26 protein-coding genes and 3 tRNA genes are annotated in these 26,502 nt (G+C 68.9%); 6 read left to right on the plus strand and 23 right to left on the minus strand.

The features are described 5' to 3' along the window. Positions 1-5 precede the first annotated feature (5 nt). Positions 6-2,024, minus strand: coding sequence for an ATP-dependent zinc metalloprotease FtsH (gene ftsH, locus ACSF8R_RS05165; protein WP_434810785.1), 2,019 nt, complete (start codon positions 2,022-2,024; stop codon positions 6-8). A gap of 65 nt (positions 2,025-2,089) precedes the next feature. Next, positions 2,090-2,641 (minus strand): hypoxanthine phosphoribosyltransferase, encoded by a 552-nt coding sequence (hpt, locus tag ACSF8R_RS05170; protein WP_434810786.1) that lies wholly within the window; start codon positions 2,639-2,641, stop codon positions 2,090-2,092. A 126-nt stretch (positions 2,642-2,767) separates the two neighbouring features. Between hpt and ACSF8R_RS05175 the strand changes: the two genes are divergently transcribed. Further along, positions 2,768-3,304 (plus strand): DUF937 domain-containing protein, encoded by a 537-nt coding sequence (locus ACSF8R_RS05175; protein WP_434810787.1) that lies wholly within the window; start codon positions 2,768-2,770, stop codon positions 3,302-3,304. A gap of 24 nt (positions 3,305-3,328) precedes the next feature. Here ACSF8R_RS05175 and tilS read toward each other — a convergent pair whose 3' ends face one another. Further along, entirely contained in the window at positions 3,329-4,318 is a 990-nt protein-coding gene (gene tilS, locus ACSF8R_RS05180) for a tRNA lysidine(34) synthetase TilS (RefSeq protein ID WP_434810788.1), read from the minus strand. 182 nt (positions 4,319-4,500) lie between these two features. Here tilS and ppa point away from each other — a divergent pair, with 182 nt between their 5' ends. After that, positions 4,501-5,034, plus strand: a complete 534-nt coding sequence (ppa, locus tag ACSF8R_RS05185; protein ID WP_434810789.1) for an inorganic diphosphatase — start codon at positions 4,501-4,503, stop codon at positions 5,032-5,034. Positions 5,035-5,094: 60 nt separating this feature from the next. Here ppa and ACSF8R_RS05190 read toward each other — a convergent pair whose 3' ends face one another. Further along, on the minus strand, positions 5,095-6,513 hold the full coding sequence (locus ACSF8R_RS05190) for a peptidoglycan DD-metalloendopeptidase family protein (protein ID WP_434810790.1): 1,419 nt from the start codon (positions 6,511-6,513) through the stop codon (positions 5,095-5,097). A 226-nt stretch (positions 6,514-6,739) separates the two neighbouring features. On the opposite strand from ACSF8R_RS05190, the gene ACSF8R_RS05195 reads away from it, so the two are divergent. From ACSF8R_RS05195 to ACSF8R_RS05205, 3 genes are all read left to right on the plus strand, one after another. Continuing rightward, a tRNA-Glu gene (locus tag ACSF8R_RS05195) sits at positions 6,740-6,812 on the plus strand. A gap of 31 nt (positions 6,813-6,843) precedes the next feature. Then, positions 6,844-6,917, plus strand: a tRNA-Asp gene (locus tag ACSF8R_RS05200). Between the two features lie 68 nt (positions 6,918-6,985). Further along, a tRNA-Phe gene (locus ACSF8R_RS05205) sits at positions 6,986-7,058 on the plus strand. A 266-nt stretch (positions 7,059-7,324) separates the two neighbouring features. Here the strand turns inward: ACSF8R_RS05205 and ACSF8R_RS05210 are convergent. The 4 genes from ACSF8R_RS05210 to ACSF8R_RS05225 all read right to left on the minus strand — a co-directional run bounded on the left by ACSF8R_RS05210 (position 7,325) and on the right by ACSF8R_RS05225 (position 10,536). Beyond that, entirely contained in the window at positions 7,325-9,430 is a 2,106-nt protein-coding gene (locus ACSF8R_RS05210) for a heavy metal translocating P-type ATPase (protein WP_434810791.1), read from the minus strand. Beyond that, entirely contained in the window at positions 9,427-9,771 is a 345-nt protein-coding gene (locus ACSF8R_RS05215; RefSeq protein ID WP_434810792.1) for a hypothetical protein, read from the minus strand. The genes ACSF8R_RS05210 and ACSF8R_RS05215 overlap by 4 nt, the downstream gene beginning before the upstream one ends. Beyond that, the gene (gene cmtR / locus ACSF8R_RS05220; protein WP_311290355.1) at positions 9,768-10,103 is read right to left on the minus strand and encodes a Cd(II)/Pb(II)-sensing metalloregulatory transcriptional regulator CmtR; all 336 of its coding nucleotides are present in this window, start codon (positions 10,101-10,103) and stop codon (positions 9,768-9,770) included. The genes ACSF8R_RS05215 and cmtR overlap by 4 nt, the downstream gene beginning before the upstream one ends. A gap of 91 nt (positions 10,104-10,194) precedes the next feature. Then, positions 10,195-10,536, minus strand: a complete 342-nt coding sequence (locus ACSF8R_RS05225; protein ID WP_048809452.1) for an ArsR/SmtB family transcription factor — start codon at positions 10,534-10,536, stop codon at positions 10,195-10,197. Between the two features lie 69 nt (positions 10,537-10,605). Here ACSF8R_RS05225 and ACSF8R_RS05230 point away from each other — a divergent pair, with 69 nt between their 5' ends. Continuing rightward, positions 10,606-12,642, plus strand: coding sequence for a heavy metal translocating P-type ATPase (locus tag ACSF8R_RS05230; protein ID WP_434810793.1), 2,037 nt, complete (start codon positions 10,606-10,608; stop codon positions 12,640-12,642). Positions 12,643-12,681: 39 nt separating this feature from the next. Here ACSF8R_RS05230 and ACSF8R_RS05235 read toward each other — a convergent pair whose 3' ends face one another. The 15 genes from ACSF8R_RS05235 to ACSF8R_RS05305 form a co-directional block, all read right to left on the minus strand. After that, entirely contained in the window at positions 12,682-13,077 is a 396-nt protein-coding gene (locus ACSF8R_RS05235) for a DUF4307 domain-containing protein (RefSeq protein WP_045246023.1), read from the minus strand. A 10-nt stretch (positions 13,078-13,087) separates the two neighbouring features. Next, entirely contained in the window at positions 13,088-15,067 is a 1,980-nt protein-coding gene (locus ACSF8R_RS05240; protein ID WP_434810794.1) for a cytochrome c oxidase assembly protein, read from the minus strand. Positions 15,068-15,196: 129 nt separating this feature from the next. Next, positions 15,197-16,213: a c-type cytochrome biogenesis protein CcsB gene (gene ccsB, locus ACSF8R_RS05245; RefSeq protein ID WP_434810795.1), complete on the minus strand. Its 1,017-nt coding sequence runs from the start codon at positions 16,211-16,213 to the stop codon at positions 15,197-15,199. A gap of 313 nt (positions 16,214-16,526) precedes the next feature. Next, positions 16,527-18,146, minus strand: a complete 1,620-nt coding sequence (gene lnt / locus ACSF8R_RS05250; protein WP_434810796.1) for an apolipoprotein N-acyltransferase — start codon at positions 18,144-18,146, stop codon at positions 16,527-16,529. A gap of 3 nt (positions 18,147-18,149) precedes the next feature. Next, on the minus strand, positions 18,150-19,091 hold the full coding sequence (locus ACSF8R_RS05255; protein WP_434810797.1) for a cytochrome c oxidase assembly protein: 942 nt from the start codon (positions 19,089-19,091) through the stop codon (positions 18,150-18,152). Next, a complete protein-coding gene (gene resB / locus ACSF8R_RS05260; protein ID WP_434810798.1) occupies positions 19,088-20,776 on the minus strand; it encodes a cytochrome c biogenesis protein ResB in 1,689 nt (562 codons plus the stop codon). The genes ACSF8R_RS05255 and resB overlap by 4 nt, the downstream gene beginning before the upstream one ends. Beyond that, entirely contained in the window at positions 20,757-21,524 is a 768-nt protein-coding gene (locus ACSF8R_RS05265) for a cytochrome c biogenesis CcdA family protein (RefSeq protein ID WP_434810799.1), read from the minus strand. Before ACSF8R_RS05265 ends, resB begins: the two co-directional genes overlap by 20 nt. After that, positions 21,521-22,120, minus strand: a complete 600-nt coding sequence (locus ACSF8R_RS05270; RefSeq protein ID WP_434810800.1) for a TlpA family protein disulfide reductase — start codon at positions 22,118-22,120, stop codon at positions 21,521-21,523. Before ACSF8R_RS05270 ends, ACSF8R_RS05265 begins: the two co-directional genes overlap by 4 nt. Continuing rightward, a complete protein-coding gene (locus ACSF8R_RS05275; protein WP_434810801.1) occupies positions 22,117-22,452 on the minus strand; it encodes a DUF6804 family protein in 336 nt (111 codons plus the stop codon). Before ACSF8R_RS05275 ends, ACSF8R_RS05270 begins: the two co-directional genes overlap by 4 nt. Further along, positions 22,449-22,997, minus strand: a complete 549-nt coding sequence (locus ACSF8R_RS05280; RefSeq protein WP_434810802.1) for a signal peptidase II — start codon at positions 22,995-22,997, stop codon at positions 22,449-22,451. The genes ACSF8R_RS05275 and ACSF8R_RS05280 overlap by 4 nt, the downstream gene beginning before the upstream one ends. A 77-nt stretch (positions 22,998-23,074) precedes the next feature. Then, a complete protein-coding gene (locus ACSF8R_RS05285) occupies positions 23,075-23,350 on the minus strand; it encodes a zf-TFIIB domain-containing protein (RefSeq protein WP_434810803.1) in 276 nt (91 codons plus the stop codon). After that, entirely contained in the window at positions 23,347-24,063 is a 717-nt protein-coding gene (locus tag ACSF8R_RS05290) for a copper resistance CopC family protein (RefSeq protein WP_434810804.1), read from the minus strand. The genes ACSF8R_RS05285 and ACSF8R_RS05290 overlap by 4 nt, the downstream gene beginning before the upstream one ends. 13 nt (positions 24,064-24,076) lie before the next feature. Next, complete coding sequence (locus ACSF8R_RS05295) at positions 24,077-25,096, minus strand: NAD(P)-binding domain-containing protein (RefSeq protein ID WP_434810805.1); 1,020 nt, start codon at positions 25,094-25,096, stop codon at positions 24,077-24,079. Then, complete coding sequence (locus tag ACSF8R_RS05300; protein WP_434810806.1) at positions 25,096-25,764, minus strand: DsbA family protein; 669 nt, start codon at positions 25,762-25,764, stop codon at positions 25,096-25,098. The genes ACSF8R_RS05295 and ACSF8R_RS05300 overlap by 1 nt, the downstream gene beginning before the upstream one ends. 90 nt (positions 25,765-25,854) lie before the next feature. Next, positions 25,855-26,307: a hypothetical protein gene (locus tag ACSF8R_RS05305; RefSeq protein WP_311292438.1), complete on the minus strand. Its 453-nt coding sequence runs from the start codon at positions 26,305-26,307 to the stop codon at positions 25,855-25,857. Between the last annotated feature and the right edge of the window lie 195 nt (positions 26,308-26,502).

Here is a 26,502-nt window from a genome sequence, read left to right on the forward strand (position 1 = left end):
CGAGCCTACGCCGTCGCCGGTCGCGCCTGCCCCGTCACACCCTGTCCGGTCGCACGCTGCGCAGCCGGCGCCGTGGCCTGCTCGGCCTCGACACTCGTGGATGCGGCGATGCCTGCTTCTTCGCGACGCGGCACCTCGACGGGAGGCAGCTGCGACACGGGGCGCTCCTGGCTCGAGAGCCACTGCGGGCGCGGCGGCAGCTTCTTGACGTCCTTGAAGATCTCGGCGAGTTCGAGGTGGTCGAGTGTCTCCTTCTCGAGCAGCTCGAGGGCGAGCCGGTCGAGCACGTCGCGGTTGTCGTTGATGACCTGGTACGCCTCGTTGTGCGCCTGCTCGATGAGGGCGCGGGTCTGCGCGTCGACGGTCTCGGCGATCGTGTCGGAGTAGTCGCGGCCGTGGCCCATGTCGCGGCCCATGAACACCTCGCCCGAGGACTGACCGAGCTTCACGGGGCCGACCTGCGTCGTCATGCCGTACTCGGTGACCATCTTGCGGGCGATGCCGGTGGCCTTCTCGATGTCGTTGCTGGCGCCGGTGGTGGGGTCGTGGAAGACGATCTCTTCGGCGACGCGACCGCCCATCGCGTAGGTGAGCTGGTCCTGGAGCTCGTTGCGGGTGACCGAGTACTTGTCATCCAGCGGCAGCACCATCGTGTACCCGAGCGCCTTGCCGCGCGGCAGGATCGTGACCTTCGTGACCGGGTCGGTGTGGTTCATCGCCGCCGCCGCCAGGGCGTGCCCGCCCTCGTGGTAGGCGGTGATGAGCTTCTCCTTGTCCTTCATCACGCGGGTGCGGCGCTGCGGACCGGCGATGACGCGGTCGATCGCCTCGTCGAGGGCGCGCATGTCGATGAGCTGCGCGTTGGAGCGGGCGGTCAGGAGCGCTGCCTCGTTCAGCACGTTGGCGAGGTCGGCACCGGTGAACCCAGGCGTCTTGCGCGCGATGACCGACAGGTCGACCGAGGGCGAGAGCGGCTTGCCGCGGCCGTGCACCTCGAGGATGCGCTGCCGGCCCTTGAGGTCAGGGGCATCCACCCCGATCTGGCGGTCGAAGCGGCCGGGGCGCAGGAGCGCCGGGTCGAGGATGTCGGGACGGTTGGTCGCAGCGATGACGATGACGTTGACCTTCGGGTCGAAGCCGTCCATCTCGACGAGCATCTGGTTCAGCGTCTGCTCGCGCTCGTCGTGCCCGCCGCCCATGCCGGCGCCGCGGTGGCGACCGACGGCATCGATCTCGTCGATGAAGATGATCGCCGGCGAATTCTCCTTCGCCTGCGTGAACAGGTCGCGGACGCGGCTCGCACCGACACCGACGAACATCTCGACGAAGTCCGAACCCGAGATCGAATAGAACGGCACGCCCGCCTCGCCGGCCACGGCGCGCGCGAGCAGGGTCTTTCCGGTGCCGGGAGGGCCGTACAGCAGCACCCCCTTGGGGATGCGGGCGCCGACGGCGGCGAACTTCGCGGAATCCTTCAGGAAGTCCTTGATCTCCTGCATCTCTTCGATCGCCTCGTCGGCACCGGCGACGTCGGCGAAGGTGACCGTCGGGGTCTCCTTCGTGACGAGCTTCGCGCGCGACTTGCCGAACTGCATGACCTTGCTGCCACCGCCCTGCGCCGAGGAGAGCAGGAACCAGAACAGCAGACCCAGCAGCAGCAGCGGGATCATGAGCGAGAGCAGGCTGTCCCAGAAGGTCGCCCGCGGCACGACGTCGTTGAAGCCGTCTTCGGGGGCAGCGGCCTCGATCGCCGCGACCACCTCGTCGGCGCGCGGCGTGACGTAGTAGAACTGCACCTTCGTCGCGCCCTCGAACTCCTTCGAGAGGGTGAGGTCGACGCGCTGGTCGCCGTCGGTCGTGACGACCTCCGTGACGGTGTCGCCTTCGAGAAGCTCAAGCCCCTGCTGCGTGGTGATCTGCTTGGCCCCCGTGAGGCTCGAGATCAGCGTCATTCCGATCAGCAGCAGGGCGCCGATGAGCAACACGTAGACGAACGGGTTGCGGGTGAGCTTCTTGACATCCATGGTGCGATCAGGCTACCCCGCACCGGCTATGGGGCGTCTGTGCATTCGCCCACGGCGTACCGGGGTCAGTTGTAGACGTGCGGCGCGAGCACGGCGACATCGCGCAGGTTGCGGTAGTGCTCGGCGTAGTCGAGGCCGTAGCCGACGACGAAGTCGTTGGGAATGTCGAACCCGACGTACCGGCAGTCGATCTCGACCTTCGCCGCTTCGGGCTTGCGCAGCAGCGCGAGCACCTCGATCGACTCAGCACCGCGGGATGCGAAGTTGTCGAGCAGCCAGCTCAACGTCAGGCCGGAGTCGATGATGTCTTCGACGATGAGCACGTGCTTGCCCGTGAGGTCGGTGTCGAGGTCTTTGCGGATCTGCACCACACCGCTCGACTTGGTGCCCGCACCGTACGAGGACACCGCCATCCAGTCCATCGCGATGTGGCCGGGGAGGCGACGCGAGAAGTCGGCCATCACCATGACAGCGCCCTTCAGCACGCCCACCAGCAGCAGGTCCTTGCCGTCGTAGTCGGCTGCGACCTGCGCCGCGAGCTCTTCGAGCTTGTCGTGGATCTGCTCCTCGGTGACGAGGACGTCGGTCAGCTGGTCTGCGATGTCGGCCGCGCGCATGGATCGAGTCTAAGCGGCGCATCGCGTCGTGTCGGCCCACCCGCCGCGGCCCTGGCGGGGGTATGGATCGCCTCATAGGATGACGGCGGACGGGGCGACGTGGCCCCGCTGATGGGGAGGAAACTCATGGCCGGACTCGACGACATCCTGAAGGCGCTGCCGATCGACCAGATCGCCGCAAAGCTCGGGGTCGACCCGACGGTCGCCACGCAGGCGATCCAAGAGGGCGGCGGCGCCATCCTCGGCGGACTCCAGCGCAACGCGGCCACCGCAGACGGCGCCTCGGCCATCGAACAGGCGCTCGGCAAGCACACCGGCATGCCAGACACGGTCGACGTCGACCAGGTCGACACCGCCGACGGCGACAAGATCCTGGGGCACATCTTCGGCGGCAACCAGGGCACTGTGGCCCAGAAGCTCACCGACGAACCCAAGACCGCCGGCATCGACTTCGGCAAGCTGCTCCCGATGCTCGCGCCCATCGTCATGGGTCTGCTCGCGAAAAAGGGCGGCTCCGGTGCGCCCGAGGCGGCGCAGAGCGGTACGGCATCGCAGGGCTCGGGTGGCATCGGCGACCTCATCGGCGCACTGCTCGGCGGCGGAGGCGGTGGCGGGTTCAACCTCGACGGCATGCTCGGCGGCATCTTCGGCGGTCGCAAGTAGCAGCGCTGTGCAGTGTTCGGGGTGTCAGGCGCGCGCCGCGAACACGATGCGCGCACCGACGCGTGACGCCCGGCATCCGGGCAGGTCGATCGGCCCCTGACCCGACCAGTCGGTGACCAGTCGCGCCACCTCGAGCGTCTGCGCGCGCGTGAGGCTCTCGTGGAACTCGCTTGCCACGACGTGCCGGATGATGCGGTGCCGCAGCGCCGCCGGGTTGGCGGCGAGCGCAGGCACCGAGACGGCGATGCCGGCGTCGGCCGGCTCCACGATGTCTTCGATCGTCTCGTCGATCATCTCGGCGAAGGCTGCCGCGTCTTCTCGCAGCTGGTCGGCGGTGCGGGCGAGCGCCTCGGCGACACCGGGACCGAGTTCGGCCTCGAGCACGGGCAGCACCGCGCTGCGCACCCGCACGCGGGTGAAGCGGTCGTCGTCATTGTGCGGGTCGTCCCACGGGTCGAGCCCGGCGGCTGCGCACGCAGCGCGGGTCGTCTCGCGCCGCACCGCGAGCAGCGGACGCACCCAGCGGATGCCATCGCCATCGCGCACGGGCGCCATTCCCGCCAGGCTCGCGGCACCTGCACCCCGTGCGAGCCCCAGCAGTACGGTCTCGGCCTGATCGTCGAGCGTGTGCGCCAGCAGCACGTCGGCCGCCCCGAGTTCGCGGGCGGCCGCCGCCAATGCCGCCCGTCGAGCCGCGCGGGCTGCCGCTTCGGGTCCGTCGGCCGTGCCGACTTCGACCCGCACGACGCGGGTGTCGAGGCCGAGCGCCTCGGCCTGCTGCGCGGCCCGGGCGGCGACGGCATCCGATCCGGTCTGCAGTGCGTGATCGATCACGACCGCAGTCGCGGCGCGTCCCGCCCGCGGCGCCTCGAACGCGACGGCCGCCGTCAGCGCGAGCGAGTCCGCGCCGCCCGAGAGCCCGACGATCAGTGGCTCGTCACCCGCCGAGAGCGCCGCCCGCACCGCACGGCGGATATCGGCGACGGCGGGATCAAGGCCCGGACGGTGCTCCATGCATCCACGGTATCGGCGCCGCGCCGTTCACTATTCAGTCTCCGTGGCGATCTCCCTCGCCGCGGGCCGCGGAATCCCGCAGGTCGGCTCGAGCGGCATCGCCGTCCAGACTGAATAGTGAACGGCCGAGGAGCGCGACTAGGCTGGTGCGGCATCCCACCGTCTTTTGAAGGAGCACCAGCATGGGCGCGTACGACGCCGTCATCGAGATCCCGCGCAACAGCAAGATCAAGTACGAGGTCGACCACGGCACCGGTCGCGTCTTCCTCGACCGCATCCTGTACACGCCGATGGGCTACCCCGCCAACTACGGGTTCTTCGAGAACACCCTCGGCGAGGACGGCGACCCGCTCGACGTGCTCGTGCTGCTCGACCACGACCTCGCGCCCGGCATCCTGGCGAAGGTCCGCCCCGTCGGCGTGCTGAAGATGACCGACGAGGCCGGTGGCGATGACAAGGTCGTCGCAGTGCTCGCGAAGGACCCGCGTTGGAACCACATCCAGGACGTCACCGACGTCGATGAGTGGACCAAGAACGAGATCAACCACTTCTTCGAGCACTACAAGGACCTCGAGCCCGGCAAGTGGGTCAAGGTCGACGAGTGGGCGAACGCCGCGGAGGCCGAGCGCCTCGTGACGGAAGCCTTCGAGCGCTTCGAAGAACACGAGGGCGAGACCAAGACGCAGGGTGAGGGCACCGCGCCCAACACGCTCTGACACACAGACCGCACACGAGGGGTGGATGCTTCGGCATCCGCCCCTCGTGTTTCGGTGGCGTCAGACCGAGATGCCGCGGTTGCGAAGGTACGGCGCCGGGTCGATGCGAACGCCGCCGGAATAGACCTCGAAATGCGCGTGGCAGCCGGTGGATGCTCCCGTGTTACCCGCGTACGCGATGACCTGGCCGGCCGAGACGCGCTGGCCGTAGCTCACGTTGTACCCGCCGGGCTTGATGTGTGCGTATCCGGTGACGATGCCGCCACCGTGGTCGACCTTGATGTAGTTGCCCCACGCGCCGCTGTAGGCGGCGAAGACGACGGTGCCGGATGCCGCTGCGAAGATCGCACCACCGCACCCGGTGGCGAAGTCGATGCCACGGTGTCCGCTCGACGTGCAGTAGCCGTTCGAGCAGATCGTGCCGCGGTTGCCGAACCAAGAGCTGATGTAGCCGCTGGCTGGGCGCACCCACCCCGATCCCCCGCCGGATCCACCCGCGGCGACACCGCTGCCGCCACCGCCGGACGAAGAACCACCGCCGGTTGAACCGCCTCCGCTGTTCGCGGCGGCCTGCTCGCGTTCGAGCCGCTCTCGCTCCTCGCGAGCGCGCCGTTCGGCCTCTTCACGTTCGCGTCGAAGCCGCTCCTCCCGGGCCTTGCGGCGCGCTTCGACACCGGCCTGGTAGTCGGCGATCGTCTTCGCGGTCGTGTCACGCAGGGCTGCGAGCTGAGCCTGCAGTGTCTCGAGGTATTGCGACTGCGCATCGAGCGCGGCCTGCGCGGCGTTCGCGGCTTCCTGCGCGCGCACCATCTTCTCTTCGGCGAGCTTCTGCAGCTTGTCCCGTTCGTCTCGGGCGATCGCCGCCTGGTCGCTGAGGCTCTGCGCGTTGTCGCGAGCGCTCATCGCATCGGTGTAGACGCCGCGGTTCACCGACTGAAGCTTGTCCATCGTGTCGAGGCGCGACAACAGTTCGTCGGCCGCCACCGCCGACCCCGAGAAGAACAGGTCGAGCGAGGTGGCGTCTCCGCCCACGCGGTATTGCTGCGCGGCGAGCTGCCCGAGCTTGGCGGCCGCGGCATCCGCCTTCGCCTGCTCGGCATCGGCCTGCGCCTGGAGGTCATCGGCGCGCTGCGCGGCGATCTCGAACTCCTCCTGCGCGACGAGGTATTCCTCGGCGAGGCGCTGCGCTTCAGCCTGCTTGATCGCGACGTCATTCTGCAGCGCCGCGATGAGCGCTTCGATCTCGCTGATCTGCGCGGCCTTCGCGGATTCATTCGCCTTCGCGCTCTGCACGTCCTCCCATGAGGGGTATGTGGCGGCGAACGCAGGGGCTGCGGCGGCGGCGCCGATGCCGACCACTCCAGCGATGCCGAGGCCGAGCGCGACGCGGCGGGAGACCGGACTGCGGAACGCGCGAAGCTCGCTCGGCGTCGGTGCGCAACCGCACTCGTCTGCCGCTTCGGCTCCCTGCACGTGCACGTGGGTCTCCTTGTCCTTCGGGCGAACAACTCTGTTCACATTAGCAACATGTGTCACATTCGTCATCGGGTGATGCCATCCATCATCCTCCGAAGCGGCGCAGTCCGCATCGGCCATCCTGCATCCGCCATCGGGATGCCCATCGAAGGACGCGCCCTCGATTTCCGATTTCGCAGGATCATGCGTATGCTTGGTCGTCGGTAAGCGTGAGCCTCCAGGCTCGCTCGGCCCCATCGTTTAGCGGCCTAGGACACCGCCCTTTCACGGCGGCAGCACGGGTTCGAATCCCGTTGGGGTCACACTTCCGCACCACACAATTGAACACATCATGGCCCTGTAGCGCAGTTGGTTAGCGTGCCGCCCTGTCACGGCGGAGGTCGCGGGTTCAAGTCCCGTCAGGGTCGCTCCAAGCGACAGGCCCTTTGATCCAGAGGGCCTTTCGTCTCGGACATGGCGACTTCGGTAGCCATGCGGCTCTGTAGCTCAGTTGGTAGAGCGCACGACTGAAAATCGTGAGGTCACGGGATCGACGCCCGTCGGAGCCACTGGGACCCTCGTGTGGCTTCTACGCACGGGGGTTTCTTGTATCCCCCGGTCAGGGCGCGTTTCGAGCGGCCTCAATCTGTTTGCGAACCCGAATCGCTACCACGACATACCCAGTCGAAGACCACACGTTCGCCAGGTTGGGCCGGTCTTGGGCCGGTTCACCCGGAATATCGTCCGCGCAATGGGTCAGGCTCCGACCGAGGATCAGGAGTTCGGGCGTCTCATCATCGGCTCCATTCGCTCGCGTGGCACACGCGCATCGCAGTCACGCATGGGCGTGTTCGGGCTCGCGAGCGGGTATCGCGGCCAATTGCCGGAGTGCAGCGGGGCGACGGGCGGCGCGGACGCCGTTGAGGATGACGACAACCTCGGCGATCTCGTGCACCAGGACCACGCCGGCGAGCCCGAGCACGCCGAACAGCGCGAGCGGGAACAGCACGACGATGATCGCCAGCGCCAGACCGATGTTGGCGGTCATGATCCGCCGGCCGCGGCGGGCGTGGGCGAGGGCGCCGGGGATGAGGCGGAGGTCGTGGCCGGTGAAGGCGACGTCGGCGGACTCGATCGCCGCCGCGGATCCCTTCACGCCCATCGCGATCCCGACCGTCGCGGTCGCCAGAGCGGGGGCGTCGTTAATCCCATCGCCCACCATCGCGGTCGGCCGCTGCGTAACGAGCGCCTCGATCGCAGCGGCCTTGTCGGCGGGGAGTTGTTCGGCACGGACATCGGTGATGCCGGCCTCTTGGGCGATGGCGTGGGCGGTGCGGGTGTTGTCGCCTGTGAGCATGATCGTCTCGATGCCCTGCGCTTGCAGCATCCGCACGGTCTCAGCCGATTCCGGGCGCAGCTCGTCGCGCACCCCGATCAGCCCGGCGATCTTCCGGTCCGCCTCGACCACGACGACCGTCATCCCCTGCTCGGCCATCGACTCCGCGGTAGTCCGCTGGGCACCGGGATCGAGCCAGCGGACGTTTCCGACCCGGATCGACCGTCCGTCGATGGTTCCGGTGATGCCGTGCCCGGCGTCCTCGACCACATCGCTGGCGGGACGCACGCCGGACGCCGCCTTGGTGATCGCGGCGGCAAGAGGGTGTGTGCTGGTCGCTTCCACCGCCGCAGCCCACGCGAGCAGGTCGTCGCGGGTGACGCCCGATGCGGGTTGCACATCAACGACGGTGGGCTCGTTGCGGGTGAGGGTGCCGGTCTTGTCGAGGGCGACGGCGCGGATCGTGCCGAGCTGCTCGAACGCCTCACCCGACTTGATCACGACGCCGAACTTCGACGCCGCGCCGATCGCGCTGATCACCGTCACCGGGACAGCGATCGCCAGCGCGCACGGGGACGCCGCGACGAGCACGACGAGGGCACGTTCGATCCAGGTCCACGGGTCGCCGACCAGCAGCCCGAACAGCGCGACAAGGGCCGCGGCAATCAGGACAGCAGGGACGAGGGGGCGAGCGATCCGGTCGGCCAGGCGTGCTCTCTCGCCCTTACGGGCGTGGGCCTGCTCCACCAGGGCGACGATCTGTGTGAGGGAGTTGTCGCGGCCGTCCGCGGTCGCCTCGATCCGCAGGGTCGCGGAGCCGTTCACCGAGCCGGCGGCGACCGCATCGCCGGGGCCGACCTCGACGGGGATGGATTCTCCGGTGATCGCCGACGTGTCCAGGCTGGACCGTCCTTCGACGACCACGCCGTCTGTCGCGATGCGGTCGCCGGCGCCGACGACGAGGATGTCCAGCTCCCGCACGTCCGCGGCAGGGATCGTGATGTCGCCGGTGAGGCGGGAGACGCGGACGGTGTCGGGGATGAGGGACAGCAGGGCGCGCAAGCCTTCCTTGGCGCGGTCCATCGCCCGGTCCTCGAGCGCTTCGGCGAGGGAGAACAGGAATGCCAGCGTCGCGGCCTCCCCGACGTGTCCGAGGAGCACGGCGCCGATGGCGGCGATTGTCATCAGCAGCCCGACGCCGAGCCTGCCCCGGATCAGGCGGCGGATCGCGCCGGGGACGAATGTGTAGGCGCCGGCGAGCAGCGCCGCCCACTGCAGCACCAGCGCCGGGATGTGCAGACCAGTCCACTCGAACGTGTATCCGGCGAGGAGGAACAGCCCTGACAGTGCGGAGGGGAGCAGGGCGAAGTCGCGCCACCAGGGCGGGCGGACCTCCGGCTCCTCGGCTGCCTCGGCGTCGGTAGTGGCGAGGTCGGGTCCGCAGCAGGCATCGCCCGCCTCGTGTGCCGCGCTTCGCGTCGTGGTCTTGGAGGAGGGTTCTGGGGCGCAGCAGGCGTCACCGGTCGCGAGAGGCCGGGACAGTTCGATGCGCCGGACCGTGCCGGGCTTGCGCGGCTCGTCGGGGCCGCAGCACTCTTCACTCACTGCTCGCTCTCCTTCGTTGCGGGGGTGGGCGTCTGCTCGAGGAACGTGAGCGCGGCCAGTGCGTCTTCGGTGCCGGTCACGGTCAGGCGCAGGTCGGGGTGGGTCGTGTCGATCGACCAGGTCACGAACGTGCAGCAGGTCTGCTCGGTACGGACCAGCTCCGTCAGCCGGGCGGTCGCGTCGTCGATCTTCGGGTAGTGGACGGTGATCTGGCCAGCCGTCTTATCGAGGTCCAGGAGGTAGTCGTCATTGAACTCCTGCCACGCGGCCAGCTGTGCAGCGCCAGCGCCGGGCGTCAGCGTGCAGGCCACCGGCAACAGGTCACGGTCGACGAGGCTCATGCGCAGCACTCGCACTGATCATCCATGCACGGGGCGCCCTCGTCGACGGCGACAACAGCCTCGAGCAGCTGTCGCATCCCCTGGGTTAGATGCGGGTCGGCGATCTCATATCGAGTGCGCCGCCCCTCCGGAGTCGCGACGATCAGCCCGCAGCCACGTAGGCACGTCAGATGGTTCGAGACGTTCGTCCGCGTCAGCTCGAGATCTCGTGCGAGCTCGGCCGGGTAACCCGGAGCATCCAGCAGGGTGAGGAGGATTCGGGAACGGGTCGGGTCGGCCATCGCCCGACCCAGTCGGTTCATCACATCGAGGCGAGAAGTAAGAGTCAGCACACGCTGACTATACATTCTCCGCTGTATCAATGCGAGAGCGGGATGCGTAGCAGAGGATCGCGATCGACGGGTGCATCGCGCACAGCGCGCGTCATCCTCCGCCGGGCAGATGCTCGAGGTGCCCGATGGCCTCCTCGAGCAGTTCGGAGACGTGGTCGTCGAAGAGCGAGTAGTGGATGTGCCGGCCGTCGCGCGTGCCAAGGACCAGGCTCAGATGCCGCAGCAGCCGCAAATGGTTCGATGTGGTCGTCTGTCCGATGTGCAGCTGTTCGCTGAGGTCGGTCACGGTGCTCGGCTGAACACTCAGCGCGCTCAGAATGCGCAGCCGCACAGGTGACGCCAGTGCCTGCATGATCTCGGCGAGACGCTCAGCATCCGCTACGGACAGGGTGCCTGCTTCCCGACGCGTCTCAGTACCGGCCATGCTCACCATTGTGCCCTCCGACCACGATAATCATTCACAACTACAATATATCATGATCTTGTAATGTATCCTGGTCGCATGACTGCTTCTTCCCCGACGACTACCGCGCCCGCTGCGGAGACGCACGACCATTCCCACGGTTCGGCCCGGTGGGAGCTGTGGTTCGCGATCGCCGCGGGCGTGACCTACGCCGGCGGGATGATCGCCGAGTTCGCGTTGGGGCTGCCGATGGTCGGGTGGCCGTTGGTGTTCTTCCTCGCCACCTACTTCTTCGGTGGGTTCTTCACGTTCCGCACCGCGATCGCCTCGACGATGCGAGGGAAGTTCGAGGTCGACTTCCTCATGCTGGTGGCCGCGATCGGCGCCGCCCTCATCGGCCGGTGGGCGGAAGGGGCGGTGCTGCTGTTCCTGTTCAGCCTCGGCCACGCGCTCGAGGAATACGCCCTCAGCCGTGCCAGCAAGTCCATCGAGTCCCTGGCCGAGCTCGCTCCCCGCAGCGCCCTGGTGCGCCGCGGCGGGGACGAGCCGGTGGAGGTGCCGGTGGAGGAGATCGTCGTCGGGGACATCGTCGTCATCCGCCCGAACTCCCGCATTCCCTCAGACGGGTTCGTGATCTCCGGGGTGTCCGCGGTGGATCAGTCCGCGGTCACCGGGGAGTCGATTCCGGTGGAGAAGGAGCCGGTGGCCGACCCGGAGCGGGCGATGCGCACCGTCGACACCCTGCCCGCCGCCAACCGTGTGTTCGCCGGCACCGTGAACGGGTCCGGCGTGCTCGAGGTCGAGGTCACCGCGACCTCCGCGGACTCGACGCTCAGCAAGGTCGTCGAGCTCGTCCGCTCCGCCGACCAGGCCGCCTCCCCCACACAGCAGTTCATCGACCGGTTCCAGCGTTGGTACGTGCCCGCCGTGATCCTCGGGGTCGCCGTCACCCTCCTGATCTCCTGGCTCGCGTTCGCGCAACCGTTCCCCGACGCGTTCTACCTCGCCATGACCGTGCTCGTCGCCGCCAGCCCCTGCGCGCTCGCGATCGCAACCCCGGCCGCGGTGCTGGCAGGGGTCGCCCGTGCTGCGCGTGCCGGCGTGCTCGTCAAGGGCGGCGCCCCGCTCGAGACGCTCGGGCGGGTCAAGGCGATGGCGTTCGACAAGACCGGCACCCTGACCTGGGGTGCCCCCCGGGTGACGTCCGTCACCCCCGCCGCCGACGTGCCCGAGTCCGAGCTGATCCGCACTCTGGTCGCTGTCGAAGCGCTCAGCGATCACCCGCTGGCCGAGGCGATCGTCCGCGACCTCGAGCCCCGCGTCCCCCAGGCCGAGCGCCTCACCGCGACAGACCTGAACGCGGTCGTCGGGCGTGGCGTCACGGCGACGATCGACGGCGAGCGGGTCGACGTCGGCAACCTGCGCATGTTCGACGAGCAGCAACTCGCGCTGACCGGCACGCTCGCCGACGCGTACACGCAGGCGCGGGACTCCGGGCAGACGCTGATGATCGTCCGCCGTGGCGACCGGTTCCTCGGCATCGTCGGCGTGATGGATGCGTCCCGCGCGGAGTCCGCCCAGGTGCTCAGCGCGCTCCGGGGCGCGAACGTGGGGCAGCTCGTGATGATCTCCGGCGACAACCAGCGCGTCGCCGACGCGGTCGGCCGGGAAGTCGGCGTCGACACCGCGATCGGCGAACTGCTCCCCGAGGACAAAGTCGCTCAGATCACCCGCCTCGCCCAAACCCACCGACCGATCGCGATGGTCGGCGACGGCGTCAACGACGCCCCCGCGATGGCCCGCGCCGACGTCGGCATCGCGATGGGCGCCGCCGGCTCCACCGTCGCGTTGGAAACCTGCGACATCGCGCTGATGAGCGACGACCTCGGCCGCGTCCCGTTCGCCGTGCGGCTCAGCCGCGCCACCAGCCGCATCATCCGGCAGAACCTCATCGCCAGCCTCGCGATCGTCGCGTTCCTCATCCTCGCCACCTTCCTCGGCCTGAACATCGGCGCGGTCGTACTCATCCACGAAGGCTCCACCCTGATCGTCGTCGGCAACGCACTCCGCCTACTCAACTTCGAGCGCGGCAAAGAGCACCACGGCATCGACCACGAAGACAGGCCCACCGCTTGAGAGACTCAGCCGGCGCAGGCGACGGCCTCCCTTGCGCGGCTATGTGGCCCAGCAGGATTGCACGGTGCCGGTCGTTGCCTGCGCGACGGTCGGGATGGTCTCCACGAGTGCTCGTGTGATCTCCTCGGACGCGGGGTACTCGATGACCCGCCAACCGACGATGCCGAAGTCCTCATCCAATGCCTGCACCGCGCATGCGAACGACGTCCCAGCGGGTGGCGTGGCTTGGAAGGATACGGTCACGGTGCGCGCATCGACCAGCTCGTATCCGGTCTCGTCGAATCCGACGTCGTCGAGCGAGTTCGAGACAGTCAGCCACGAAAGCCCGGCGACAGACAGGATTGCCGCCGTCGCGACGGTGACCCAGAACACGCGGCGGCGGATGGGCCGCGGTCCCCGACCGTAGCGGTCGGCGAGCTCCTCTTTCGTCGTCACGTAGTGCGCCCTATCTGCGGCTGCGAGCATCGCGGTCGGCGAGCTCGGTGAGGCGTGCGTTGTAGGCCTCAAGTTCGGCTTCGCCGGTGCGGTCGGCGTGCCGGTCTCGCCGCTTGGTCTCGCGGGCGTCGCTGCGGCTCCACTGGATCGCGACCGTGATCGCGAGGATCAGGGTGGGGATCTCACCGATCGACCACGCGATACCGCCGCCGGTGTACTGATCCTCAAGCGGGGTGGCACCCCAGGTGCGGCCCATCGACCCGAACCAGTCGGCGACCATCAGCCCCGACTGCATCATGATGGCGATGCCGAAGAACGCGTGCATCGCCATCACACCGATGAGCAGCAGCAGCCTGCCCGCGTAGGGAAGCCGCCACGGCACCGGGTCGATGCCGATCAGGGAGAGCGCGAACAGGTAGCCGGTGATGAGGAAATGCGCGATCATCCACTGATGGCCGAGGTGGTCGTATAGCGACCAGCGGAACAGGTCGGTGTAGTAGAACACCCACAGTGAGCCGATGAACAGGGCGGCCGCGACGAACGGGTTCGTCAGGATGCGGGCGACGGGCGAGTGCACCGCCCACAGGATCCACTCGCGCCCGCCGCGGGTGCCGTCGTCGCGTTTGCGGATCGCCCGGGCGGCGAGCGTCACCGGGGCGCCGGCGACCAGCAGCACCGGAATCGCCATCGTGAGCAGCATGTGGCCCACCATGTGCATGCTGAACAGGTAGTCCTGGTAGACGTTGACGACGCCGCCGGTGACCCAGACCAGCAGCACCATGCCGGCGAGCCACATGATCGTGCGATACACCGGCCACGCGTCGCCGCGGCGACGCAGCCGCCACACCCCGGCGAGGTAGAAGAAGATCGCGAACCCGGCGAGCACCGCCCACAACATGTCCACGTTCCACGCGGTGACCCACCGTTCGATCGTGAGCTCCGGGGGCAGCGGGGCACCGGTGAGGCGTTCTGCCGGCGAGGGGATCTCGGGAAGCGGGGCCGGGTTCGGTGGCGGGGTGCGGGCCAGCGCTGCGGCGGCGCCGCTGGCCACACCCATCAGTGCCAGCTCGAACGCGATGAGCATCCAGAAAGGCCGGGATGCCGCGTCGGAGCTGCGCATCCTGCCGATCAGGCGGGTGCGGTACCACGCCCCGAAGAGGCCGAGACCGACGAGCGCGACGACCTTGACGCCCAGAATCGCGCCGTAGGGCGAGAGCAGATCGGACCACTCCTGCAGGCCGATCGCCGCGCGCACCGTGCCGGACACGGCGACGAGCACGAACGCGGCCAGAGCGATGCTCGAGTAGCGGGCGACGAGATCGGGGATGCGGCGACGGTCGAGGACTGGACGGACGGCGATGAGCAGCAGGAGCCCGCCGAGCCACACCGCAGCGCCGATGATGTGCAGGATGAGCGCCATCATCGCCTCGTGGTGGAAAGCGTCATCGCCGGAGTGCCCCTGCGTGCCCATCGGCACGAGCGATGCCACCGCCACCAAGGTGACCAGAAGCGTCCCGACCCAGGACCGCACGGCGAATGTCAGGACGGTGAGGGCGGCGCCGGCGACCGTCGTGATCAGCCATGTCCTGCCGACCTCGAGCTCGACGAGGAACCGGCCGAGCTGGGCACCGAACTGGGGGCCTGCGTCGATGGCCGGGTTGAACACGCTGAGAAACGTGAGGAACCCGGTCGCGCCCGCGGCCACGGTGAACAGGGCTGCAGAGATCGACGCGGTATCGAGGGCGACGTCGAACTCGCGCTCACCGGCCCGCAGCGTGAACAAGGCGGTCACGAGCACACCGACCATGCCCGCGGCGGCGAGATTCACGACCAGTTTCGCGACCGGAAGCCCCCAGCGCACAACAGCGCCGGCGTCGCCGAGCGGGATTTGCGCAGCACCCCCACCGAACCACAACGCCCCGACCAAGGCGATGAGTGCGACCCCGCCGAGGATCGCAGGCCCTGCGACCCGCAAGACGCGAGGAGTCATTCCTGTCGCGGTCGGAGTGACCGCTGTCCGCGTTCAGTGGCATCCGCACCCGTGGTGGCGGGAATCGAGAGTATCGGGGTCATGTGCGTGCTTTCGGCTCGGGCAAGAGGGCGGGGCAGGGGTGCGGGGTCAGGTGAGCCCGGAGTAGGAGTGGAGGCCCTGGAAGAACATGTTCACGATCGTGAAGTTGAACAGCACCGCGACGAACCCGATGATGGACAGCCAGGCGGAGCGGGTACCGCGCCAGCCGCGGGTCGCGCGGGCGTGGATGTAGCCGGCGTAGAGCACCCAGATCACGAACGTCCACACCTCCTTGACATCGAAGCCCCAGTAGCGACCCCAGGAGTCGTTGGCCCAGATCGCGCCGGCGATCAGGGTGAACGTCCAGAACACGAACCCCACGATCGCGAACCGGTACGCGAGGGACTCGAGCACGTCGGCGGTGGGCAGAGTGCGCAGAAACCCAAGACCGGCGGCCCGGGCAGTGTCCGAGGATGCTCGGGCGCGGCGCTCCCGGCGGGCCTGCAGGAGCTGGGTGATGGAGATGCCGCAGGCGATCGCGAACAGCGCGGTGGCCAGGGAGGCGACGAAGACGTGGATGACCAGCCACACGCTCTTGAGCGGATCCATCAGCGGAACGACCTCGACGTAGAACGAGACCGTCGCGCCACCCAGCAGCAGCACCACCATGCCGATCAGGAACGCACCGAGGAAGCGGAGGTCGTAGCGGCGCAGCACCAGCAGGTAGACGGCGACGATCAAGACCGTGCCGGTCAACGCGAACTCGTACATGTTCGCCCACGGCACCCGCTCCGCGGCGATCCCGCGCAGGATGGTGCCGGCCAGGTGGAACAGGAACGCGAGGACCGTCAGCGACGTCCCGATCCGCGCCCACAGCAGCCGTTGACGCTGCGCGGGCGGCGTGCGAACACTGTCCACCGACCCACTCTGGGCGTTGTCCGTCTGCTGGCCCGCCCGTGCGGTAGCGCCGGCCAGGACCGGCTCCCGCTGCGGGACACTGGCGGGGACGGAGCGCCCGGCCAGGTCGATGGTGTACGCGATGAACGCGAGCAGGTAGGTGGCGATCGCCGTCCACACCAGCAGCAGTGAGATGCCGTCGAGGGAGAGCGCGTCGGTTCCGGTCATGGCAGGGTCGTCCTCTTCGTCGTTGCGGTCAGGGGGTGCCCGCGAGCGGGGTGGCGCGGTAGATCCGTGCACATCGGTCAGCCCGCGTTCGCTTCCAGCCAGGCCAGCGAGTCCACGGCCGCGCTCAATGTTCCCGCCGTCAGCAGAGTGCGCCGGCTCACCCCGGCCCGGAATGCGCGGCTCTCCGCGGGCGTGGGCGCGCACCCACACTCCTCCGCCGTCAGGTCACCAGGAAGGGTGAGATCGCTGCCCGTCGCCAGCGTTCGCAGCGACCAGGCCAGTCGACCTCCGGCAGGCCTCATCCGTGGCGTGTTCATGGGTGCCTCCCCGGATCAGTCGAACGATCTGCGGCGGCCGCACGCGTGCGGGCACGGTGGGAGAACCCCGCCGCGGTGAGAGCGCCGGCGGCAGCGAGGACGATGAGAGCGGTGAGCCAGGGACCGAGGATCACCGCCGGGGTGAGTCCGGTGCGCAGCGGGACGGTGGTGATCGACGCGTCAACGGTGTCGACGCCGATGCTGTCGACGGTGGTGCCGTCCGGGGCGATGACCTGGCTGGTGCCCACCGTGGAGACGTTGACGACCGCGCGGCCGGTTTCGATGGCGCGCATCCGGGCGAACGCGAGCTGCTGCAGGTTCTCGTCGGTGCCGCGGAAGTCGGCGTTGTTGGTCTGGAACACGAACACCTCTGCGCCGGCGCGGGCGCCGTCCCAGATCACGGCGTCGTAGATCACGTCGAAGCAGATCGCCAACCCCACCCCGACGTCGCCGACCTGCACGAGCGGCGGGTTGCTGCCGGGGGTGTATTCGCGTTGGATCAAGCCCACCAGGTCGGGGACGATCAGCTCGTAGAACCACCGGTCCGGCACGTACTCCCCGAACGGGACCGGGTTGACCTTGTCGTGCCACTGCCGGCCCGTGGGATCCGCGGTCCACAGCAGGGACGTGTTGAAGACATCGTCGCCGCGGGTGGTGGCGGCGTTCATCAGCAACGGCGCCCCGGCCGAGCGCACGACCCGGTCCAACGCCTCGGCGGCGGCGGGATCACTGAGCGGGTCGGCGTCGACGCCGCCCTCCGGCCAGGCCAGCAGATCCATCGGCTGCCCGTACAGCGGCACCGTGGCGGCGGTCTGTGCGGCCAGGACGTCGCCGGGCGCCTTGTCGTCGAAGTACCCGGTGGGGCCGTTGCCCTGCACCCATCCCACGCGGAACTCCCCGGCCGGCGCGGTGGGGAACTGCGGCGCTATCACCAGGAGAGCGGCGACGCTCACAGCAGGGTGCAACCCGAGCATGAAGCGGATGCCGCCGGCGCGGATCCACTGCACCACCGAGGCGCACAGAATGACGATCAGCAGGGACAGGCCGGTCACGCTCGTCCACGACACGGCCTCCGCGAGCGGGCCGCCCACCTGGGTCATCCCGAGGCGCGCCCACGGGAACCCGGAGTACGGCCACGCACCCATCACCACCTCACGGGCCGTCCACAGAACCCCGATCAACGGAGGCACCGCGAGCAGCTGCACGAGGCCGCGGGCCGGATAGCGGGCGGTCCACCGGTAGGCGAGCGCGATCGGCACCGCGCCCGCGCCGAACAGGACCGCTTCCAGCCCGGCGAGGGCAAGCCACGGCACCGGGCCGAGGAACTCCCCCACCCACACCAGATGGGTCGTGTAGAACACGGCGCCGAACACAGTGCCGACCAGCAGCGCCCCACCGATGCTGCGGCCGATCAGGGCCACCAGGGCGACCGTGACACTCACGAACGTCAACGGCCACCACCCCACCGGTGCGGAGGCGAGATCCAGCAGAATGCCGGCGGCAGCGGATGCCAGCACCGCCGCCCACACCGGCAGCGACCATGCCGCCACGGTGCGGCGCGGCGTCTCCTGCTCCGGCGCGGCGGCCGGGGCGGGTGTCGGCAGGGTCGTGCGCATCGGTCAGGTGTCTTTCTGGTGGAGTCGGGTGAGGTAGTCGTTGTACGCGTCGAGCTCAGGGTCGCCGTGTGCGTCGGCGCGACGGTCGGCGGCGACCGCTTGGGCGGTGTCGTCGCGGAACCAGCGGTGCATGACGTAGATGAGCATCAGCAATGTGGGGGCCTCGCCGTAGGACCAGGCCAGCCCGCCGGCGAGGCGCTGGTCTTCGATCGGGTCGATGCCCAGCGCGCTCGTCGGGCCGGCGAACCCGTCGATGAGGGTAGTGGTGGCCATCATCAGGAAGACGCCGAAGAAGGCGTGCAGGGCGGCCTCGGCGAACACGTCCAGGGCGCGGCCGCCGTGGCTCATCCGCACCGGCAGCGGGTCCGACGACAGGATCGGGATGGTGAACAGCATCCCGGCGACCAGGAACCCGACCTCGAGGAGGGTATGGCCGGTGACGGTGGACAGGATCGGGTCGGCGAAGTTCGCCAGGTACAGACCGTAGAACGCGGCCAGGTATAGCGGCACCGCCAGCCACGGGCTGAGAAGCCACCGTGCGGTGCGGCTGCGTAGCCCGGCATGCGCGGCGCGGAGCACCAGGAGACCGGGGCCGTGGTGCGGGGTGGCGCGTAGCAGCAGGGTGCCAGGAGAGCCGAGGACCAGCAGCGGCGGGATCGCCATCATCAGGGTGAGCTGCTGGAACATGAACACCGAGAACAGGGCGTACCCGTAGTTCTCCACCGCCAGGCCGGTGACCGCGGCGAGGGCGACGCAGCCGAGCAGGAAGCTGATCGTCCGCCACACGGGCCAGCCGCGGCCGCGGACCCACATCCGGATCGCGCCGGCCAGGTAGGCGACCGCGAGGAGTCCCGCGAGGAGCGGTAGCACCGGAGCCGGAAGTGGGGCCGGGGTGAGGAACCCGCCGAGGGTCGGCGGGGCGTCCGGGATCCACACGGTCGTCACGGTGTGTCCTTCGCCTGCTGGTCTACGCCGAGGGCGTGCGCGTGGCGGGTCGCGAACTCGTCGACGGCGCGCGCCAAAGCGGGGTCTTCGCCGCGGGCCAGTCCGGCGTACTCGACGTGCACACCATCCGGGGTGGTGCGGGCATTCACCCAGAGCCGGCGGCGGGGCACGAACAGGCCGGCGAACAGGCCGAGGGTGGCGAGCACGGAGAACGCGAGCACCCAGCCGCTGCTGGGGTCGCGTTGGATCTGCAGCGACGCGAACCGCTTCACCGGTTCCTCCGCCGTGACCTCCTCCCACGTAATCGTGCCCCACCCGTTCGGCAGGTCGACGGTGGCGCCGGGGGTGAGCTCAAGGGAGTCGGCGGCGGTGTCGCCGCCGGTGTGCTGGGTGAGACCGTCGACCTCGAGCGTGTACACCGACCTCGGAGTTCCGTCGTCGATGCCGAGATCCCCGCTGAACACGTTGAGAGTCAGCACCGGGTTGACCACGTCCGGGTAGACGGAGGTGAACGCGCCGGAGGGCAGCACCCCCTGGGTGGGGTAGAAGAACCCGACCAGCCCGACCTGTTCGGGCAGCCCGTCCGGGATCTTGATGATCCCCAGCGAGGTCATGTTGGAGTCCTGCGGCAGGAACGGCTGCGACTCGCTGTACACGACCTCGCCGGCGGCGTCGCGGATCGTGAGGGTGGGGGCGTAGCCGTTGCCGAGGAGGTAGATGCGGTCGCCGTCGACGGTGATCGGGTAGTTCACGATCACGCTCTGCGACCGGTCGTCTTGCCCGGGCTGGCGGATCGTGACATCGGCGGAGAAGTCGCCGGCCTGGCCTGCGCCGGGTGTGCCGGGCAGACGGTAGGAAACCTGGAAGTCGTCGAGGGTGAGCGAGTAGGGGGCAAGGCGGGTGCCGTCGACGAAACGGCCGGGGTTGAACGAGGAGTAGTCGCTGAGCGCGTTCACGAATGTGGTGCCCTCCACCACCACCCGCTGCCCGGTGTACGCGAACGACCCGCCGATCGCCACGGAGACGAGCACGCCGACGAGGGCGACGTGGAAGATCAGGTTGCCGGTCTCGCGCAGGTAGCCGCGTTCGGCCGACACCGACGCGGCTCCGCGGGCGTCGTATCGCTCCACCCGGTACCCGGCACGCCGCAGCTGCTCCGCCGCGACATCCACCGCGTGCCCGGCCGCGTCGGTCCGCCCCTCCCCCGCCGGCAACGTGAGCTCCCGGTACTCCGAGAGGCGCGACAGCCGCGCCGGGGTTCGCGGCGGGCGGGAGCGCAGCGCCTTGTAGTGGTGCTTGGCGCGCGGGATCACGCAGCCGATCAGGGAGGTGAACAGCAGCAGATAGATCGCGGAGAACCACGGCGACAGATACACGTCGAACAGGCCCACCGCATCCGCCAGCGGAAACACGTCGGGGTTGTCCCGCTCCCACTGGATGACGCCGTTGGGGTCGGCGCTGCGCTGCGGGAACAGCGACCCCGGCACCGCAGCGATGGCGAGAAACAGCAGCAGCACCAGTGCGGTGCGCATGCTGGTCAGCTGCCGCCAGGCCCACCGCAACCACCCCGTGACACCCAGCGCCGGCTGGGTGATCTCGATCGCGGATTCGCTGTCGGCGTGGTCGCCGGGGCGCAGCGGGTCGGCGGTGACGTCAGTGCCGGTGTCAGAGCGGGAGGGGGACATTGATCACCACCTGTTGCAGCTGCGACATCAGCGCCGTCCACAGCCCGGTCACCATCAGCAGGCCGAGGGCGATGAGCATGGCCCCGCCGATGATGTTCAGGGCGCGGATGTGGCGGCGCAGGAACATCACCGAGCGGGATGCCCACCCCCATCCGGCCGCGAGGATCAGGAACGGGATGCCCAGACCCAGCGAGTACGCCAGCCCGAGCAGGCCGGCGCGGGCGGGGTCGCCGAGGTTCCACGACATCGAGATGATCGCCGCGAGCGTCGGACCGATACAGGGGGTCCAGCCGACGCCGAGCGCGAACCCGAGCAGCGGCGCCCCGATCAGGCCGGCCCTGCCCTGGGCGCGGGGGCGGAGAGTGCGCTGGGCGATGCCGAAGAACCCGAGGAACACCAGGCCAAGAGCGATGATGACGACCCCGAAGACGCGAGTGAGCACATTGGCGTATTGCAGCAGCAGGTACCCGAAGGTGCCGCCGAGGATCGTGACGGCGACGAACACCACGGTGAACCCGGCGATGAACAGTGTCACGCCCAGCAGCAGCCGAGCGCGCTCCGCCGTCACCGTGCGCCCCCCGTCCACCGCGGGGGCCGCGGTCGTCGTGGTGGTGCTGCCGAGGTAGCCGAGATAGCCGGGCACCAGCGGCAACACGCACGGGGACACGAACGAGACCAGCCCGGCGAGGATCGCGACCGGGATCGCAACCCACAGGGCGCCGTCGACGATCACCTGACCCGGGTTCACGAGCTGTCCTCGGCGAGCGTGTCGGCGACCAGGGTGGACAGGATCGACGCGCTGGCCAGCTGTCCGATGATCCGCGCCGCGACCCGTCCATCCCGATCGATGACCAGGGTGGTCGGGGTGGCCTGGATCGGGGTGACCTGCGCGAACGCGAGCTTGACCCGCCCGTCGTTCACGTCGATCACGCTGGGATACGTGACGTTGTTGTCCCGGGCGAACGACAGCGCCGTCGCGGGCTGGTCGTAGGTGTTCACCCCGAGGAACGCGACGCCCTGGTCCTGATACTCCTGCCAGACCTCCTCAAGCATCGGGGCTTCGACGATGCACGGCCCGCACGCGGCGTACCAAAAGTTCACCACCAGCACTCCGCCGCGGTAGTCGTCACTGGTCACCGTCTCGCCGGTCTCGGTGACCCCCTCGAACACCACCGGCTCGCCGCGGTCGGGATCCGGGATCTCGACGACCTGGAAGTCGCCAGCGATGTAGCCCTTCTCGTTCCCGTCCCGATACTGCTGCGCAAGCGAGTCGCCGGACGTGCACCCGGCCAGCAGCAGCGCCGCGACCAGCGTCACAGTGACAAGGACGTGGCGGCGGATCATGCGCGCTTGACTTTGATCAGGGCGCCGGCAACGAGGAACACGACCGCGGCGACTGGCTGCGCGGCCGTCCACACCGGGCCGGAAAACGGGAACGGGAACACCGGGTTCCAGATCACCACGACCACCGCAAACACCGGCAGCCACCACCACTGCCGCGCCTGGATCGCGAACCACCCCACGATGACCGCGAAGATCGCCGCGACGAACAGCACCACCGTGAACCAGTCCCCGCCCATCAGCACCGGCGCGAGGAACAACACCGCCGCCGCGAGCAGCCCCGGCGCGAACGCGTTCCGCTGGTACACGGACGGAGTGCGCTGCTTGGCCATCATGACCCGCTCACCACGGAGCCCGCAGCGGGCGGCGCACCGGTCGTGGCACCGTCCGCTGCGCTCGCGCGGGCGCGGCGGTGACGGACCCACAGGCTCAGGCCGAGCACGATGACGCCAGCGCCGAGGGCGACGTCGGCGAGGTTGCCGATGAACAGGTTCCCGTAGGCAAGGAAGTCGGTGACGTGCCCGACCCCGAACCCAGGAGGGGAGAACAGCCGGTCGATCAGGTTCCCGATCGCGCCTCCCAGGATCAGCCCGATCCCCAGCGCCCACCATCCGGTCCGCGCCCGCGCGGCGGCCACGACCAGCAACACCACGGCACCGACCCCGAGGAGAGTGAGCAGCCCGGTGACCCCGGCACCGAGAGAAAGGATCGCGCCGGGGTTGAACGCGAGCTGCAGCCCGAGCAGATCCCCGAGCAGCGGGATCCGCTCCTCCTGACTCAACCCTCCCAGAGCGGCCGCCTTCGTCGCCTGGTCGACCAGGACCACCACAGCCGCGGCCAGGCACGCGACCGCGAACCGCCGGGTCTGCTCACGAACCATCAGCGGCTCCTCGTGCGTTCGTGGGGGCGACTGATACCCCGGCCATCAGACCGGCTATCAGGAAGAGACCCTTGGCGTCAGAAGTCGAACAGGTCACCGAGGAACCCTTCCTTCCGCCGACGCCCGGAGCGACCATGATGATCCCTGTCGCGGTCAGAACGGTGGTCGCCCTCCCGCGGATAGGGGGCGGTGCTGGTTTGCCGGCCGCCACCGGCGAGGTCGGCGGCACGATCGATGATCTTGTCGAGCTCGCCACGGTCCAGCCACACCCCCCGGCACTGCGGGCAGTAGTCGATCTCGACCCCGGAGCGTTCCGTGATCAGCAGGGCGGCTCCGTCGACCGGACATTTCATGAGGGGTTCTCCTTCTGTTGCTGGTCGTCGGCGGGTCCACCATCCGCGGCAGCCGCGGCTGCGGCTGCTCGATCGCGGCGACGACGCTCTCTGGCCACCATGAGCACGACCACCAGCGCGCCGCCCAGCACGATCACGCCACTAGCGACAGCCAAGATCGGCAGAAGCTCCCCACCCCCGGAGGGCTCACCGTGACCAGGATTGCCGGTGGTGTCGGTGGACGTCGGAGACGGGTCGGGTGTCTGCTCCTCGGTCGCTTCGGGGGTGGGGGCGCTGGTGGGGACGGTGACCGCTTCGACGGTGTACTGGTACTCGTTGCTGATCGGGTGGCCGTCGCTGGAGACGACCCGCCACCGCACCGTGTACACGCCCGCCTGACCAGGCGTCACCGCCTGCGTGACCGTGGTCCCGTCGATGACCGGATCCCCCGATGCGATGTTCTGCCCGTCCGGGGCGACCACCTCGATGATCACCGCGCTGAAATCGGTGAGGATCTCGCCGCTGAACGTCAGCGAAATCTCCTCCGGGACCACGCTGACCGTGGATCCGGCTTCCGGGGAGGAGGAGACGATCTCATCGTGCGCGGCTGCGGGCGCCGCGGTGGCGAACAGGAGCCCGGCGGCCAGCAACAGCGACGTCAGAGTGGACAGGAGGAGGACGCGTCTCCGTGAGCCGGATCGGTGCGGGTGTTCGTGATCGGTGACGGTGGTCAAAGCGATGGTCCTTTCAGGGCCGGTTGATGATGTGCTGGGCGATCGTCGTCGCGTCCTTCCACACCCCGGCGAGGGTGTCGGAGCCGCGGCCGCCGTACTGCGGCATCCCCGCCACGAACAGGCCGGGCAGGCCAGTCAGGGTGCGCCGCGGCCGGTCGACGCGGGCCGATTCGGGGAGCCAGTCGTCGCCTGGGGTGTAGCCGGTGGCGAGGATCACCGAACGGGGGGATGCCTGCGTGCCGTCAGCGAAGGTCACAACGGCGCCGGCCGCGTCCTGCACCGCAGCTGCGATCGTGACCCCGGCGCGGCGCAGCTGCTCATAGCTGTCGCCGAAGACCGGCTCGGGGCGACGCTCCCGCGAGAACAGCGGCACCCTCTCCCCGGCTGCGGCGGGATAGCTCATCGCGGGGCGATGCTGCCGCCGGGTTCTCACGGACAGCGTCACGGTGTGCGACGCGGACAGTTCGCGGGCCAGCTGCACACCGCTGTTGCCGCCGCCCACGATGAGCACGTCACCGGCGGGGATCTGCTTCGGGTACAGGTACTCGCTGCTGTGCAGCACCACCCCGGGCACCGTCAGCAGAGACGCCCACTCCGGAATCCGCGGGTGCGCGGCCGCGCCCGTCGCGCAGATCACGTTGCGGGTCTGCACCTCCCCCGCCGTCGTCGACAGCAGCAGAGTCGAGCCGTTCCCGCGGTGCTCCACCCCGGTCGCCTGGATGCCCCAGACCGTCTCCACGCCCAGCCCGGCTTCCACGAAGGTGAGGTAGTCGGCCATCTCATCCACTCGCGGATGCCGGCGCTGGTCGCCCAGCAGCCGCCGCGGAGACAGCGCGCTATGCCGTGCGTCGCTGAGAAGCTCCATCGAATACCACCGTGAAGACCAGGAACGCTGCCCCGTGCTGGCCGCGTCGATCACCACGAACTCGTGCTGCGGCCGCAGCCCTTCCGCGCTCAGAGCCGCGGCAACCGCGAGCCCGGACTGCCCGGCGCCGACGATGATCGCCCGCCGATGCGTCAAACCCGCCCGCATCACCGAGCACCGTTCACCGCAGCCTGGATGGCGTTCTCGAGGTCGTCCCACGCCTGCAACTCGAGCAGCTCACCGTCGAGGAAGAACGTCGGGGTGCTGCTCACGCCAAGCGCCTGGCCCTCCTCGAAGTCCAACTCCACCCGCTCCGTCGTGGCCGGGTCCGCCACGGCGGCGTCATAGGCGGCCATGTCCAGACCGATCTCCTCCGCGAAGCCACGGAACAGATCGGCGCGAGACTCCTGCGCCTCACCCCACTCCGCCTGCGTCTCGAACAACCGGACATACATGTCCTCGAACCGATCCTGCTGCGCGGCCGCTTCCGCCGCGACCGCCGCGTTCTTCGAGTTGAAATGGCCCGGCAGCGGGAAGTAGCGGACCACATACGTGATCTCCCCCGCGAACTGCTCCCGCAGATCCTCCACGATCGGGAAGAACGCGCCACACGCCTCACACTCGAAGTCGAGGAACTCCACCAGGGTGACAGCGCCCTCCCCGCCGTCGTCGAGGACATGCGAGCTCTCCCGCACCACCTGCGGGGATGCATCACCTCCCCCAGATGAAGGTGGAGCGGACTGGCTCTGATTGACAAGGACGTAGATCAACGCGGCGACCACCATCACCACCACAACGGCAATGGTGACGAGTGTCGCCTTCACAGGGGTTTTCATCGGGTACTCCAAACCAAGACACGGCACAGGACAGAACCCGGGCACGCAGCCCGGGACGAAGCGCCACCCGGAAGGGCGGCGTGCCAGATGTCAGGTTCGGGAAAGACCCAACTGCGTCAGCGAAAAGACAATTGGGTGAGCACGGGCGGCCGGCGCCGGAAGCAGCGAAGGCATTCGTGGTCCGTCACCGAGAACCGGAGGCATCCGCCGACGCCACAATCCCCGCAGCACCACCATCAACGTCAGCCCGCACAACACGCCCAACATGCACAGCGCAGCGCCCACCAACACGTTCGGCCCAGAAGCGACGCCACCGGCGACCGCCTCATGCTCAGCCGGTGCATCAGCCACGGGTCCGACATGCGGGTCCATCAACCCAGAAATCACCAGAGGAACAGGAGTCGAACCGTCCGCCTCCGTGTGACCCGTCGCGGCCAGACCCAGCATCAGCAACAACGCCAAACCGACGCTGGTAATGAGCCTCATTATCAACAACTGCTCATTCAGCGTCACGGAGCGCGGAGTCCGGGCCGAAGAGACCATCGCCAACAGCCTACCGTGTGCAAATTAGAGAGCCTGACCCGTTTCCCGAACGACAACCCTAGGCCTTGAAGAGAGTGCGTCGTCGAGTTCTTCGACAACGCCGAAGGTTAATAGCGGTCACTCGTTCCGGGCGATGCATGCTCGTCCAGCCGCGAGAACGTCGCGATCGCCCGACACCGCAGCGCTGCGACAACT

This window comes from Microbacterium sp. bgisy189 (genome assembly GCF_965345345.1).
Taxonomy (GTDB): domain Bacteria; phylum Actinomycetota; class Actinomycetes; order Actinomycetales; family Microbacteriaceae; genus Microbacterium.

Excerpts from the sequence above, each read along its gene's own strand:
- ftsH (WP_434810785.1), bottom strand. The coding sequence starts at position 2,024 with ATGGATGTCAAGAAGCTCACCCGCAACCCGTTCGTCTACGTGTTGCTC.
- hpt (WP_434810786.1), bottom strand. The coding sequence starts at position 2,641 with ATGCGCGCGGCCGACATCGCAGACCAGCTGACCGACGTCCTCGTCACC.
- ACSF8R_RS05175 (WP_434810787.1), top strand. The coding sequence starts at position 2,768 with ATGGCCGGACTCGACGACATCCTGAAGGCGCTGCCGATCGACCAGATC.
- tilS (WP_434810788.1), bottom strand. The coding sequence starts at position 4,318 with ATGGAGCACCGTCCGGGCCTTGATCCCGCCGTCGCCGATATCCGCCGT.
- ppa (WP_434810789.1), top strand. The coding sequence starts at position 4,501 with ATGGGCGCGTACGACGCCGTCATCGAGATCCCGCGCAACAGCAAGATC.
- ACSF8R_RS05215 (WP_434810792.1), bottom strand. The coding sequence starts at position 9,771 with ATGAGCCTCGTCGACCGTGACCTGTTGCCGGTGGCCTGCACGCTGACG.
- ACSF8R_RS05225 (WP_048809452.1), bottom strand. The coding sequence starts at position 10,536 with ATGGTGAGCATGGCCGGTACTGAGACGCGTCGGGAAGCAGGCACCCTG.
- ACSF8R_RS05230 (WP_434810793.1), top strand. The coding sequence starts at position 10,606 with ATGACTGCTTCTTCCCCGACGACTACCGCGCCCGCTGCGGAGACGCAC.
- ACSF8R_RS05240 (WP_434810794.1), bottom strand. The coding sequence starts at position 15,067 with ATGACTCCTCGCGTCTTGCGGGTCGCAGGGCCTGCGATCCTCGGCGGG.
- ccsB (WP_434810795.1), bottom strand. The coding sequence starts at position 16,213 with ATGACCGGAACCGACGCGCTCTCCCTCGACGGCATCTCACTGCTGCTG.
- lnt (WP_434810796.1), bottom strand. The coding sequence starts at position 18,146 with ATGCGCACGACCCTGCCGACACCCGCCCCGGCCGCCGCGCCGGAGCAG.
- resB (WP_434810798.1), bottom strand. The coding sequence starts at position 20,776 with ATGTCCCCCTCCCGCTCTGACACCGGCACTGACGTCACCGCCGACCCG.
- ACSF8R_RS05270 (WP_434810800.1), bottom strand. The coding sequence starts at position 22,120 with ATGATCCGCCGCCACGTCCTTGTCACTGTGACGCTGGTCGCGGCGCTG.
- ACSF8R_RS05275 (WP_434810801.1), bottom strand. The coding sequence starts at position 22,452 with ATGATGGCCAAGCAGCGCACTCCGTCCGTGTACCAGCGGAACGCGTTC.
- ACSF8R_RS05280 (WP_434810802.1), bottom strand. The coding sequence starts at position 22,997 with ATGGTTCGTGAGCAGACCCGGCGGTTCGCGGTCGCGTGCCTGGCCGCG.
- ACSF8R_RS05285 (WP_434810803.1), bottom strand. The coding sequence starts at position 23,350 with ATGAAATGTCCGGTCGACGGAGCCGCCCTGCTGATCACGGAACGCTCC.
- ACSF8R_RS05295 (WP_434810805.1), bottom strand. The coding sequence starts at position 25,096 with ATGCGGGCGGGTTTGACGCATCGGCGGGCGATCATCGTCGGCGCCGGG.
- ACSF8R_RS05300 (WP_434810806.1), bottom strand. The coding sequence starts at position 25,764 with ATGAAAACCCCTGTGAAGGCGACACTCGTCACCATTGCCGTTGTGGTG.
- ACSF8R_RS05305 (WP_311292438.1), bottom strand. The coding sequence starts at position 26,307 with ATGGTCTCTTCGGCCCGGACTCCGCGCTCCGTGACGCTGAATGAGCAG.